The sequence below is a fragment of the Buttiauxella sp. genome, assembly GCF_049686335.1.
Lineage (GTDB): Bacteria > Pseudomonadota > Gammaproteobacteria > Enterobacterales > Enterobacteriaceae > Buttiauxella.
On sequence record NZ_JBAVHX010000009.1, the window covers coordinates 351,466 to 364,806 of the forward strand.

Here is a 13,341-nt window from a genome sequence, read left to right on the forward strand (position 1 = left end):
TAGTCTGGAGGTGGTGATGAGTACGACTAACAAAGTGGCGATTGTCACAGCGTCGGATTCCGGTATTGGCAAAAAATGTGCGCTGATGCTGGCTCAACAGGGTTATGACATCGGCATCACCTGGCATTCAGATGAACAGGGCGCGAAAGAAACGGCGCGTCAGGTCAGCGAATTAGGGCGACGAGCCGAAACCGTCCAGCTTGATTTGGCCCATTTACCCGACGGTGCCGCAGGCATTGACGAGCTGATTGAGCGCTTCGGGCGGGTGGACGCTCTGGTGAATAACGCCGGAGCGATGAGTAAAAACCCTTTCCTGGATGTCACGCTAGAAGAGTGGCGCGAGCTGTTTACGGTGGATGTGGATGGCGCCTTTATCTGCTCGCAGAAAGTCGCACGCGCCATGATTGCCCAGGGCGAGGGGGGCAGGATTGTGAATATCACCTCGGTTCACGAGCACACACCGCTTCCTGAAGCCTGCGCTTATACGGCGGCGAAACATGCGTTGGGCGGGTTAACGAAATCCATGGCGATGGAACTGGTCCATCACAAAATTCTGGTTAACGCTGTCGCACCTGGCGCCATCGCAACGCCCATGAACAACATGGCTGAAGGCGACGGAACCAAAAGCAAAATACCTGAGATCCCGTTGGGCCGGGCGGGGGAAACCGAAGAGATTGCGAGCCTGGTCGCATGGTTATGTTCTGACAGCGCCAGTTACACCACCGGACAATCGTTAATCGTCGACGGCGGTTTTATGTTTGCCAATCCCCATTTCAAACCCAAAGAGTAGGCTTATTGACTGTTCTCGCGGCGTTTGTACCAGTAGCGCACCAGCCATACTATCGCGACCACCCCTACCAGCCAGATCCAGTGCTTTATATGTTGGTCCATGTTATGCAGCCATGGACCAACGACTTCGCCACCCATATACCCAAGGGTAGTAAAAATCGCCGCCCATAAGATGGCGCCAACAATGTTGAGCGGTAAAAAGATTTTAGGGGGCAGGCGACTGGCACCGATCAAAATGGGGCCTATCACGCGAAAACCGTACATAAAGCGCGATCCAATGACAAACCAGTACGGGTGACGGTTGATGAGATCCTGGGCTTTGGTGATTTTCTTTTTGTGCTTTTTGAATCGATCCTGAATGGAGCCGCGAAAACGTCTGCCAATCAGATAAAGCAGTTGGTCGCCAATCATCCCGCCCAGGGCGACAGACAGCACGACTAGCGGATACTTCAGCAATCCCTGGTGTGCTGCGACACCACCCAGCAACGTCACCGTTTCACCTTCTGCCATGCTGCCCACAATCAGCGCTGCGTAGCCGTAATGCGTAATCAGATTATTAATATCCACAGTGATTGATATAACTCCTTAATTTATTTACCCCTACAGTATAGCGGCTGTTGGTGCCGGTAACTTTTCACCTCTCCCCAGTTATTTTCAACTGATTAAAAAACAATCTGGTGACGTGCATTATACTTTGATGGTGCTTAATCGATTTTTTTTGGCATGTCAGGAGGCGTTATGAGTCATGTCTGGGGGCTTTTTTCCCATCCAAATCGTGAAATGCAGAACATAAAACGCGAGAACGAAACGGTTTCACATCACTACACTCACCATGTGTTAATCATGGCGGCCATTCCGGTTATCTGTGCATTTATCGGCACGACCCAAATTGGCTGGAATTTTGGTGATGGTACCTTCGTTCAATTATCGATGTTTACCGGATTTTATTTAGGCGTACTGTTTTATGCACTCATGCTGGCGGGTGTCGCTGTGATGGGGCGTGTCATCTGGTGGATGGCGCGTAACTATCCACGTCGTCCGTCATTGGCTCGTTGCATGGTGTTTGCCGGATATGTGGCAACTCCGCTGTTTTTAAGCGGCATTGTGGCGCTGTATCCACTGGTGTGGTTGTGTGTTCTGGTCGGTGCTGCGGCACTGATTTACACCGGCTATTTACTGTATGTCGGGGTGCCAGAATTCCTTGGCATCAACAAAGAAGAGGGGATGAGTTTTTCCAGTTCCACGCTCGCCATTGGGGTACTGGTTCTCGAAGTGCTGTTAGCCATGAGCGTCATTCTGTGGGGTTACGGATACCGCCTATTCTGATAATTTTTACGAATCAATGGTGGAAGTTTTCCGGGGCGTCAGCGTATTATGCTGGCGCCTCAACTATTCATAGCTTTGCAGAATAGATTTGCTGAGCACATTACACATACCCAAAATAATTCGAGTCGCATCGCGGCGGCAAGAGAGCGAGTCCCGATGAGCTTTGTAAACTCAGTGATTCGGGCGAGTGAACGTAGCCAACAAAGATGCGGCTTGAAGTATGACGGGTATAACTGAATACTTACAGAAGTGTCACCATGCCGACAAAAATACGCCTATCGTTGCTCAGCCTCGCGCTGATGATTGCCGTTCCATTCGCTTCTCAGGCTGCAACTAAAGCCACCGTACAACAGGTTAGTGCCGGGCAGGAAATTGCTTCCGGCAGTGCCATGATCGTCGATCTGCAAACCAATCAAATTCTCTATTCCAGCCATCCGGATCTGGTGCGCCCAATCGCCTCGATAACTAAATTGATGACCGCGATGGTGGTGCTGGATGCGAAGCTGCCGATGGATGAGATGCTGAGTGTCGATATTAGCCAAACGCCGGAAATGAAAGGCATTTATTCCCGCGTCCGCTTGAACAGCAAAATTAATCGTAAAGACATGATGTTACTGGCTTTGATGTCATCAGAAAACCGCGCGGCGGCGAGTCTGGCGCATCATTACCCTGGCGGTTATAACGCGTTTATTCGCGCGATGAATGCGAAAGCAAAATCTTTGGGCATGACGCACACTCGTTACGTTGAGCCGACCGGTTTGTCGATACAAAACGTCTCGACGGCGCGTGACTTGTCCAAACTGCTGATTGCGTCAAAGCAATATCCGCTGCTTGGCCAGTTGAGCACCACGAAAGAAGATATGGCGACCTTTGCCAATCCGGCTTATACGCTGCCGTTCCGTAATACCAACCATCTGGTTTACAACAATAAATGGAACATCCAGCTCACTAAAACCGGTTTTACTAACAACGCCGGACACTGCCTGGTGATGCGCACCATGATTAACAACCGTCCAGTGGCGCTGGTGGTGTTGGATGCCTTTGGTAAATATACCCACTTTGCTGATGCAAACCGTCTACGCAACTGGATGGAAACGGGCAAAGTGACGCCGGTTCCTTCATCAGCTCTGGCGTATAAAAAGCAAAAATCCGCACAGATGGCGAGTAATAACTCCAGTGCCAATGCGATTGATGACTAACAGAATTAAAAAATACCCTAAATAATTCGGGTTGCAGCAAGGCGGCAAGTGAGAGAGTCCCAAAGAGCTTAGTTAACTAAGTGATTTGGGCGAAAGAACGTAGCCAACACCGCTGCAACCCGAAGTATGACGGGTATTAAGGCAGCGTCCGGTCGCCTTCATTCAATGGGCGCTGCATAATCAACGTATCGCGCCACTTACCCAGCTTGAATCCCACATTGCGTAGCTGCCCGGCTACTTCGAAACCGAGCTGCTTGTGCAGACGACACGAATCTGAATTGTTCTCACCATCGCCAATCACCGCCACCATTTGCCGCCACGGCCCCAGTTCGCAACGGGTAATCAGGTTGCTTAATAACTCACGTCCAACGCCCTGGCCCGTCATACTCGCGTCGATATAAACCGAGTCTTCAACGGTAAACCGATAGGCCGAACGCGCACGATAGGCCGTCGCATAACAAAAACCGACCACTATTTCGCTATACACCGCCACCAGCCACGGAAGTTTTTGGGCATGAACCGCATCAAAGCGTTCGGCCATTTGCTCTCGAGTCGGGGGGATTTCTTCGAAAGAACTGCGGCCATGCAGGACGTGCCATTCGTAAATAGCAGTCATGGCTGGGATGTCGTCTGCGGTGGCATCACGAACGTGTAATCGAACTCTCGGCACTGTTTCGAGCACTGACATCGGTGGCTCCTGTACGCGAAAAATAAAAGTGGCGTGAAGTCACACCACTTTTTGGTTAGCGTCCTAATCTAGTACGAAAAATGAGCAAATAACAACTCTAAATGCCATTCGACTAAATGACTTAATGAGGATCGTGGTGATGCGTGTGGCTACAGGCTTGTTCCTCCCACCATTTATGCTTAGTGGTTTTGCCAATCCCTGGGTTCATGCTGTTTGTCGGGTCATTTGCCTGATAAAACTGTTTTAAGGTTTCGGGCGCTTCATACAAATGCCCGACGTTATGTTCAGCCGGATATTGCGCGCCACGGGTGCGCAGTAGCGCCAGCATCTGTTCTTTCAGCGCATGAACATCCACGCCTTTTTTCACAATGTAATCCTGATGGAAGACATGGCACATAAAGTGGCCGTAATACAGGCTGTGGCTTATCTGGCTGCTGATTTCCGGCGGTAATTGCTCAAACCACTGCTGGTCGTTGCGACGCAGAGCGATATCAAGCGCCAGAATATCTTCGACTTCGTCGGCATGAACGGCGTGATAACGCACGGCAGCGCCCGCTGCGGCAAAACGGTGTAAAAACGCTTTCGCCCCTTCCGTTGGCGTACAGACGAAAAAGTCTCCTTCGGCCTGCTGGAAATAGCTCTCCAGCCAGTTGCGCGCTTCGGCAATCCCCTCACCGGACATCTTCAACAATAGATGATGTTCGTATTTGACTCGCCACTCTTTCATTCGTGGCGGCAAATGGCTCGGGCTCCAGTTGCTCAGACGCTGTAACACGCGGTCGGTGAAGTGAGGCTTAATGAATGGGACTTTTTCAAACCACGCATCGGTGCGGCCTTTCATCGTAAAGAACATCGGCATTTTGTCGGTGCCGAGTTTATCGATCATCATGAAGGTGTCTTTGCCGTACACCTCCGCAATATCGTAAATATCGCGGTGCATGTATTCGCCCGCCACTGGCAGGTTTTCAAAATTAGCCAGAATATGACGACGGATTTCGGTCAGCACTTCGGGTTTGTTGGTGCCGATGTAAAACACCTCGTTTTGTTTTTCGGCAACAAAGGTGTCGAGGCGCACAGCGAACACCGCGAGTTTTCCCGCGCAACCGGAGGCTTCAAAAAGGCGGCTTGGGTCAGCATTAAAACGTGATGGGGTGTCCGCATCCACGTCGCGCACGCGCTCGGCATAATCTTTATCAGAAGCCTGGCGCTGGTCATGCAACACATTTTCAGGTTTCACTCGCTCGTCATCGAGCTTGCCGAGGATCTGTTCCGGCGTGACGCCAAGGTCGATGCCCAGATGATTCACGAGGGTTAATTTGCCTTGTTCATCTATGCGCGCATACAGCGCCATCTCAGTATAAGCAGGCCCACGTTTGACCAGTGAGCCGCCGGAGTTATTACAAATTCCGCCAATCACTGAGGCGCCAATACACGACGAACCAATCACCGAGTGCGGCTCGCGTCCAAGCGGCTTGAGCGCTTTTTCCAGTTGATAGAGCGTGCTCCCGGGGAATGCTAACACCTGCTTTCCGCCGTCCAGTAACTGTAATTTATCCAGACGCAGGGTGCTGATGATGACAATTTCGCGATCGTAATCGTTGCCATTTGGCGTGGAGCCTTCGGTCAAACCGGTATTGGCGGCCTGCATCAGAATGATTTTGTCGGTGCTGACACACACGCTTAGCACGCGCCATAACTCAAGCAAAGTACCGGGGAAAACCACCGCCAGCGCGTCGCCCTGGCCGGAGCGAAAACCTTTACGATAGCGCGCCGTTTTCGCAGCATCGGTTAACACATGTTGGTTGCCAACCAGGCGGTTCAGTTCGTTTATAAATGTTTGTGTTTGAGAGGGTGCAGGGTTAGACATTTATCCGCTCCTTGGGAAAATATTGACGACTACAAGCATAGCTCGCAAATCGATAATGAATCTTCTTAAAGGTTCGGAAAATCAGCATATAACACCGCAGCGACACTTCTTACGGCTCTTACCTTGTGGCACACTGCACGTCTTATCACTTCGTGCTGCCCGCAGCGGTGGCCTGAGCAAGAGAGTAATGTCGATGAAATGGCTCTGTTCTGTAAGTATCGCAGTTAGCCTTGCGCTGCAACCCGCGCTGGCGAACGAAATGTTTGGCCCGCACCCGTTAACGCCCGAAGCGCGTGACGCGTTCGTCACTGATTTGCTGACTAAAATGACCACCGACGAGAAAATCGGCCAGCTGCGGTTAATCAGCGTCGGGCCGGATAACCCGAAAGAAGCCATTCGCGAGATGATTAAAGACGGGCAGGTTGGGGCGATTTTCAACACCGTCACCCGCCACGACATCCGTACCATGCAAGACCAGGTGATGGATCTCAGCCGTCTGAAAATCCCATTATTCTTCGCCTACGATGTGGTGCATGGTCAACGTACTGTGTTTCCAATCAGCCTGGGTTTAGCCTCTTCCTTTAATCTGGATGCAGTGAAAACTGTGGGCCGGGTTTCTGCTTATGAAGCGGCAGATGACGGCCTGAACATGACATGGGCACCGATGGTCGACGTTTCTCGCGACCCGCGCTGGGGCCGTGTTTCTGAAGGTTTTGGCGAAGATACGTATCTGACATCAATCATGGGTCGAACCATGGTTGAAGCGATGCAGGGCAAAAGTCCGGCGGATCGCTACTCGGTGATGACCAGCGTCAAACACTTCGCCGCGTATGGCGCTGTTGAAGGCGGCAAAGAGTACAACACCGTAGATATGAGCACCCAGCGTCTGTTCAACGATTACATGCCGCCATACAAAGCCGCACTCGATGCGGGGAGTGGGGGTGTGATGGTGGCGCTGAACTCGCTTAACGGCACGCCTGCATCATCCGACACCTGGCTGCTCAAAGACTTGCTGCGCGATGAGTGGAAATTCAAAGGCATCACCATTTCTGACCACGGTGCCATTAAAGAGCTGATCAAACACGGCGTGGCGAGTGATCCGAAAGATGCGGTACGTGTCGCACTGAACTCCGGTATCAACATGAGTATGAGTGATGAGTACTACAGCAAATACTTGCCGGAGCTGGTAAAAAGCGGTGCGGTGCCGATGGCTGAACTCGATGACGCCACCCGCCACGTGCTGAACGTGAAATATGATATGGGGCTGTTCAATGATCCATACAGCCACTTAGGGCCGAAAGAATCCGACCCGGAAGATACCAATGCCGAAAGCCGCCTGCATCGTAAAGAAGCTCGCGAAGTCGCACGTGAAAGCATGGTGCTGCTGAAAAACCGCCTGCAAACGTTGCCACTGAAAAAATCAGGCACCATTGCTGTAGTGGGTCCGTTGGCTGACAGCAAACGCGACATGATGGGTAGCTGGTCTGCGGCAGGTGTTGCCGACCAAACTGTTACCGTATTGCAGGGCATTAAAACAGCGGTGGGTGACAACGCTAAAATCGTGGTCGCCAAAGGCGCTAACGTCACCGACGATAAAGGCATTGTTGAATTCCTGAACCAGTACGAACCTGCGGTTTCCGTGGATACACGTTCTGCAAAAGAGATGATTGACGAAGCGGTCAACACCGCGAAATCTGCCGATGTGGTTGTGGCAGTGGTGGGCGAAGCTCAGGGCATGGCACACGAAGCATCCAGCCGTACCGACCTTGTTCTGCCGCAAAGCCAGCGTGATTTAATCACCGCGTTAAAAGCCACCGGCAAACCGTTGGTGTTGGTATTAATGAACGGTCGCCCGCTGGCGCTGGTCAAAGAAAACCAACAGGCTGATGCGTTGCTGGAAGCCTGGTATAGCGGCACTGAAGGCGGTAACGCCGTTGCTGATATTCTGTTTGGCGATTACAACCCGTCAGGCAAACTGCCGATGTCCTTCCCTCGCTCCGTTGGCCAAATCCCGACGTACTATAGCCACCTGAACACCGGTCGCCCGTACAATCCGGAAAAACCGAACAAATATACCTCGCGCTACTTTGATGAAGCCAACGGCCCGCTTTTCCCGTTCGGTTATGGCCTGAGCTACACCACGTTCACTGTTTCTGATGTGAAAATGTCATCCGCGACGATGAACGCTGACGGCAAAGTTGAAGCGTCTGTTGAGGTGAAAAACACCGGCGACCACGCAGGCGAAACCGTGGTGCAGATGTATCTGCAAGACGTCACCGCTTCGATGAGCCGCCCGGTCAAAGAGCTGAAAGGCTTTAAGAAAGTGACACTGAAACCTGGCGAAACCCAGACCGTGAGCTTCCCGATTGACGTTGAAGCATTGAAATTCTGGAACGCCCAGATGAAGCACGTTGCCGAGCCAGGCAAGTTCAATGTCTTCATCGGGCTGGATTCTGCTCGCGTTAAGCAGGGCGAGTTTGAACTGAAGTAATTTTTAAAGCTGTGATATTTATGCAAGGCCACCTGAGGGTGGCCTTTTTTGTTTAAAACCCTCCTGTTATGCAGGAGATTAATTCATGTATATTGATTTTTTAATGGATAAGAAAAGGGATATTCCATAACAATAGTGCTACGCATCATTATCATTTGTTCTGGCAGTTAGGGGCATCTTGAATACTGTCTGTGGCAGAGTCCTGAATTTGTGTATCCCTACACTCACTTTAGGAATAAAATCAGTCCTGCTATTTTAAGCCTAAGGTACTTTGGTTTTTTTGTCTAAATAACTCCAAACGTCACTTGCTGTTTTAAACTTATATTTTATGTGTTTCCCATTAACGACCCCTTCCTGTCCCTCTTCAAAAAGTCCTGATATTTTTTTATTTTTAATTATGCTATTCTCTTTGTAATCGTAAGCAATGACTTCATAATATTTACCAATGGTTTCAATCCCATCTAAACTATAAACCCAGCTAACAATAATGAATAGGTTTTGTTTGTATTGACCTTTCCCCCAGAATACTGATTCGATATTTGCTATGTTACCGTTATATGAAAAAGAATCAAAAGTAATGCTGTTTTGTGGTTTACACCTATTAGGTGAAAAAGATGCTTTGACATCAGGATGCTCGTTAACTTCTGAATTATAATGAAAAAAAATAGAACTACCTGAATACATATGATCAGATTTCAACACCTGGATAGCATACTCATGACGTGCATTTACAAAAGCAGTAATTTTATCATTCTCACATGAGTAAACATTACTTGTAAGAAAAATTATGAAAAATACAATCCATTTAAATGTCATTTAATGCGTCCTGTGTTTTTGACCAAAACCTGCATGCCGAGTCGATAGCTATAATTGGATCTTCTTCTAATATCTTTGGATTCGATATAACTTCATTCCCACTATATTCTTTATAGCTATTATAGGTACCTTCATGGGTTAAGTGGATTAGCCCTCGACCTCTATAATCCATTCCTTCATAATCGCCAGGGAATAGGGTTTTTGCCAATTCATCTTCATTTCTTACAAGATGATCTTTAGTATATTGCTTTCTCTGCGCCTCAGTATAGTTTGGGAATCTTCTGGATAACCCTAAATTTAGCTGAGTATAATATATACGCCAGAGTCAATCACTATCCGTGTAGTAGAAACCTTCTCTGAACTTGGTAAGCATTTGATTTTCCACACCTATTTGCCCTAAGAAGTGTGATATCCTTAAACAATTATTAATATCATATTTTATAAATGAATTTGTTAATAATGGGGCATATAAATCAGCCTTTTCAGAACTAATGCCAAAACAATGAATAAGCAGCTCTGGTTTTATTTCTATTCCACTTTGGCAGAAAGAACACGGAATTCTATTACCGGTGTTTTGCCCTAAGCTATCCAAAAATACCACCGGATGCATATGCCACAGGGCTTCATTGCTACGGATTTCAGGCACATCCTTCATCCACACCAGCTTGTTAATATACTCCAGGTTATACAACGCCAGCTCCGGGTGGCATCCTGCCTGCTTATTCAGCGCCGTCTGCCACAGCGTCGTCATACCATCCTTCCGCCATTCGCTGTGATGTTTCACCACCAGACGTTGTACCTGATACTGAATATGTGGCTGATTATTATGCAGTTACCGCCATAGCTCGTTTGCATCAATCAAACCGTCCTGGTTGGTATCCATTTCCTGAAGTAACTTCTGATAACCTTCAGCGTCGGTCGACGAGTATGTGTCACTGGCTTTGCTTCGGCTCTTCATTTTGTGCCAGCCGGACCCTTCCAATTTATTATTGAGATACACTATCTTTGGTAATCCATGCTATCAATTCCCGGTTATTTTTCATGATGTATTTTATCTGGTAATATTTTTTGTCAGAAGAGAACTGAAGGATATTAACAGTATCCCCTTTTACCAAATATGACTTCATTTTCCGCCATCTTGAATCATAAAGATCAGCTTTATCAACAGAAATAATTCTCGTGTTTTTATCAGCGTCATATTGAGAACTATCTAGCAGGCTTTCTAACATTTTAAATGTTCTCTCATCACCTTTTTCCTTGAAAAAATCTTCTAATATTACGAACGTATCTCTATATTCAGGAGAGTAGTGTTTCGACATAAAATAAACCTCTTCCAAAGTAAGGTCATCAAAATTCAACCCTCCAGAATTAAGGTTTTTTTTAATATTGTTAATTAATTTTGTTGCGTATGATTTTGAATCCGTATCATTATAATATTTTAAATTACTATGGTTATCACCGAGCCTCTAGCAGCACTTTGCTAATTTTGTATCAATTTTCATCTCTTTCGTATCCGATTGTATCTCTGCACTAAGATATAAAATAAATTCACCCAGCTTAGAATCCCATTTATATAGTTCTTCTGAATAATCTTTTTTTATTCTATAGTCTGAGTAATAAGATACAATGTAATTTTTTCCATTGTATTTATACAGATCAGAAAAACCATCATCAGAATCATGCAGGTAATTCAGGCTATAAATAACCGTTTTATTTGTGGATGATGGAATGAATTTTAATTGAATGTCTTTGCCGAGTGTAATAATCAAATTATCAACCACACCATCTTTATCAAAGTCGCCACTTTTATAAATAGCACAATCTGCACTATTGCAAATGAGAAGCATGTAAATAATTATAGGTAATCCTTTCATTTTAAGCGCCCATCTGATTGGCTCTATTGTTCACATCATCTTCTAAATACAAGAACCTTATACCACACCCTTTTTTGATGAGTGTTATAAGATATATGTAAACATATTAATTTGGATAAGATGTAGTAATGATCTCTGAATCTGAGACTTCTTTACGGATCTCTGTTTCACCACCAGACAACTGCTGCATAATAAAAAGACTATCTTATTCATTCTATTTGTAAGTAACAGAAGTGCATCCATCATGACATTTTATGAAAAGACTCTCATTTAATATGATGTTTTCCTAAAGGTATTTTTTATCATCATTAATTAATCTATTTCGATATTTATGATAAGTGTAATTTTTCAACTAATTTTCTCTCCAAATAATTTACACAATGTCTACTTGGTCAATTGTTTGATTTATATAGCACCAGGTCAGGAGGTTTTTTTCTTAACAAAAAGTAATTACAGCGTCCTGTCCATTGCCCTTAGAGGTATCATTTTGCTTTGTCCAAGCTTATGCATTAGTTCAACATATTTTTTATATGTTACTTTTGCTACAGATTTATTTCCAATATCCCAATACGAATCAGCCAGATTAAGATATGCAGGGGTCCTGTTTGGATTTCTATTAATTACAATAGTTAAATACTTCACAGCTTCGCTTGGCCTATTGGCTTGCTGCAAGAAAAAACCATAATCGTTATAAATTTCAACGTCATAATAATTATCAATCAGGGACTCCGCCATATAGGGTTCAAGTGAGTCGATTGCTGAGGATAAGTTATGTACCTTGAATAACTTCAATGCATTGACATAGTTAGCTTTAATTAGCTCATTAAAGTAAACATGATAATCAGAGGTGGTTTTATATACTATTTCATAGTCACCAGAAAAATTACTGCCTATAGCACAAACATCTAAATCCTCCGATATTAACGTGATGTGATTTTTGTCACCTTTTTTTATTTCGAGTGATGCAATGCCCTGTTCTTTTTCGGAATACCCCATAACATCAGAAGAAAATGGTAGTAAAGAAGCAGAAAACCCTTCCGGAATTTGCTTTAGTTTAAACTTAACGACACAATCTGCAGGCGATGAATTCCCAGATTCAATGCTTCCTCCAAGCAAAGTAGATGATATTAAATCTACCTTGTCATTTTCTTCCAAACCAAGAGTTGTTGTAGTGCTTTTATATATAACAACACTTGAGCTTGCATAAGAAACAAACAAAAATAAAAAAACACTAATAATCCACTTCATTATTTAACCTCCCTATAGCCTCAGCTTTTTCATTTACAAACCGGGCACATACACCTGCTTGTACATTTGGCGAATTTCGAGAAAAGTACACAAGATCTCCATTAGGTTTTTTCTTCCCTCTTTCATCATAAATGGCAATAATAAGATTTCTATCATACTCTTTTGTTTCAGAAATTATTCCTCCTAATGAATTGATTGCATTGATAATGATATTGTTTTCTGGTCCATGTTGAACCGATGTAGACCATACGACATCATTGAGGGTGTGCGAATGATACCTGACGTCCACCTCGACTTCTTCAAGAGTATGATTTATTAATTTATCAAAGTGAGTTTGTTTAATAAATTCATGCTCAATGTTTTTGAATACTTCTCCCTCTCTTGTTACAACTGTTCTCCATTTTGATGTGAAATCTGCAGAACCCGGGGTTAAATCGCTAAATTCGTTCCTCCATATAAAAGAATCATCATTGACAAATTTTTTAACCGTACCACCAATTATTATTCTTTCTACACCATGAACCGTAATTTTTACTTGGCTTGTCATTTGGTAGGACCCATAGGAAACCCCGCCAGCATCTCCTTGCCCACCAGATACCGTTAAAGGCCCCCGACCACCGGTTTCATATTTTGACGACAATGAACCTAAATTATAATCTCTACGACGACGATTGTTTTTTATACATGATAAAAACACCACCGGATGCATATGCCACAGGGCTTCATTGCTGCGGATTTCAGGCACATCCTTCATCCACACCAGCTTGTTAATATACTCCAGGTTATACAACGCCAGCTCCGGGTGGCTTCCTGCCTGCTTATTCAGCGCCGTCTGCCATAGCGTCGTCATACCATCCTTCCGCCATTCGCTGTGATGTTTCACCACCAGACGTTGTACCTGATATTGAATATGTGGCTGATTATTATGCAGATACCGCCACAGCTCGTTTGCATCAATCAAACCGTCCTGGTTGGTATCCATTTCCTGAAGTAACTTCTGATAACCTTCAGCGTCGGTCGACGAGTATGTGTCACTGGCTTCG

14 protein-coding genes and 1 pseudogene are annotated in these 13,341 nt (G+C 45.7%); 4 read left to right on the forward strand and 11 right to left on the reverse strand.

Annotated elements, in window-relative coordinates:
* Window positions 1–16: 16 nt before the first annotated feature.
* Entirely contained in the window at window positions 17–790 is a 774-nt protein-coding gene (locus tag WBL83_RS08610; protein ID WP_424588741.1) for an SDR family oxidoreductase, read from the forward strand.
* 2 nt (window positions 791–792) lie between these two features.
* Here the strand turns inward: WBL83_RS08610 and WBL83_RS08615 are convergent, their stop codons facing one another.
* Window positions 793–1,356 carry a DedA family protein gene (locus tag WBL83_RS08615; RefSeq protein ID WP_424588742.1) on the reverse strand — a complete coding sequence of 188 codons (564 nt, stop codon included), beginning with the start codon at window positions 1,354–1,356 and terminating at the stop codon, window positions 793–795.
* A gap of 171 nt (window positions 1,357–1,527) precedes the next feature.
* Between WBL83_RS08615 and WBL83_RS08620 the strand changes: the two genes are divergently transcribed.
* Together WBL83_RS08620 and pbpG are read left to right on the forward strand one after the other, a co-directional pair.
* Window positions 1,528–2,115, forward strand: a complete 588-nt coding sequence (locus tag WBL83_RS08620; RefSeq protein ID WP_424588743.1) for a Yip1 family protein — start codon at window positions 1,528–1,530, stop codon at window positions 2,113–2,115.
* 257 nt (window positions 2,116–2,372) lie between these two features.
* Window positions 2,373–3,314, forward strand: coding sequence for a D-alanyl-D-alanine endopeptidase (pbpG, locus tag WBL83_RS08625; protein WP_424588744.1), 942 nt, complete (start codon window positions 2,373–2,375; stop codon window positions 3,312–3,314).
* A gap of 136 nt (window positions 3,315–3,450) precedes the next feature.
* Here pbpG and WBL83_RS08630 read toward each other — a convergent pair whose 3' ends face one another.
* Both WBL83_RS08630 and dld read right to left on the reverse strand, forming a co-directional pair.
* The gene (locus WBL83_RS08630; protein ID WP_424588745.1) at window positions 3,451–4,002 is read right to left on the reverse strand and encodes an N-acetyltransferase family protein; all 552 of its coding nucleotides are present in this window, start codon (window positions 4,000–4,002) and stop codon (window positions 3,451–3,453) included.
* A 121-nt stretch (window positions 4,003–4,123) separates the two neighbouring features.
* Window positions 4,124–5,869 carry a D-lactate dehydrogenase gene (gene dld, locus WBL83_RS08635; protein WP_424588746.1) on the reverse strand — a complete coding sequence of 582 codons (1,746 nt, stop codon included), beginning with the start codon at window positions 5,867–5,869 and terminating at the stop codon, window positions 4,124–4,126.
* A gap of 193 nt (window positions 5,870–6,062) precedes the next feature.
* Here dld and bglX point away from each other — a divergent pair, with 193 nt between their 5' ends.
* Window positions 6,063–8,360 carry a beta-glucosidase BglX gene (gene bglX, locus WBL83_RS08640; RefSeq protein ID WP_424588762.1) on the forward strand — a complete coding sequence of 766 codons (2,298 nt, stop codon included), beginning with the start codon at window positions 6,063–6,065 and terminating at the stop codon, window positions 8,358–8,360.
* A gap of 261 nt (window positions 8,361–8,621) precedes the next feature.
* Here bglX and WBL83_RS08645 read toward each other — a convergent pair whose 3' ends face one another.
* From WBL83_RS08645 to WBL83_RS08680, 8 genes and pseudogenes are all read right to left on the reverse strand, one after another.
* Window positions 8,622–9,176 (reverse strand): hypothetical protein, encoded by a 555-nt coding sequence (locus tag WBL83_RS08645; RefSeq protein ID WP_424588747.1) that lies wholly within the window; start codon window positions 9,174–9,176, stop codon window positions 8,622–8,624.
* Window positions 9,166–9,348 (reverse strand): glycoside hydrolase family 19 protein, encoded by a 183-nt coding sequence (locus tag WBL83_RS08650; protein ID WP_424588763.1) that lies wholly within the window; start codon window positions 9,346–9,348, stop codon window positions 9,166–9,168. The genes WBL83_RS08645 and WBL83_RS08650 overlap by 11 nt, the downstream gene beginning before the upstream one ends.
* Window positions 9,349–9,501: 153 nt before the next feature.
* Window positions 9,502–9,927 (reverse strand): hypothetical protein, encoded by a 426-nt coding sequence (locus WBL83_RS08655; protein WP_424588748.1) that lies wholly within the window; start codon window positions 9,925–9,927, stop codon window positions 9,502–9,504.
* 81 nt (window positions 9,928–10,008) lie between these two features.
* The gene (locus tag WBL83_RS08660) at window positions 10,009–10,134 is read right to left on the reverse strand and encodes an EF-hand domain-containing protein (RefSeq protein ID WP_424588749.1); all 126 of its coding nucleotides are present in this window, start codon (window positions 10,132–10,134) and stop codon (window positions 10,009–10,011) included.
* A 28-nt stretch (window positions 10,135–10,162) separates the two neighbouring features.
* Window positions 10,163–10,495, reverse strand: coding sequence for a hypothetical protein (locus WBL83_RS08665; protein ID WP_424588750.1), 333 nt, complete (start codon window positions 10,493–10,495; stop codon window positions 10,163–10,165).
* Window positions 10,496–10,642: 147 nt separating this feature from the next.
* Window positions 10,643–11,050 carry a hypothetical protein gene (locus WBL83_RS08670; RefSeq protein ID WP_424588751.1) on the reverse strand — a complete coding sequence of 136 codons (408 nt, stop codon included), beginning with the start codon at window positions 11,048–11,050 and terminating at the stop codon, window positions 10,643–10,645.
* Window positions 11,051–11,500: 450 nt separating this feature from the next.
* Window positions 11,501–12,298, reverse strand: a complete 798-nt coding sequence (locus tag WBL83_RS08675) for a tetratricopeptide repeat protein (protein WP_424588752.1) — start codon at window positions 12,296–12,298, stop codon at window positions 11,501–11,503.
* Window positions 12,282–13,341 (reverse strand): annotated as a pseudogene (locus WBL83_RS08680) (hypothetical protein); the annotation flags it as partial. The pseudogene WBL83_RS08680 and the gene WBL83_RS08675, both read right to left, overlap by 17 nt.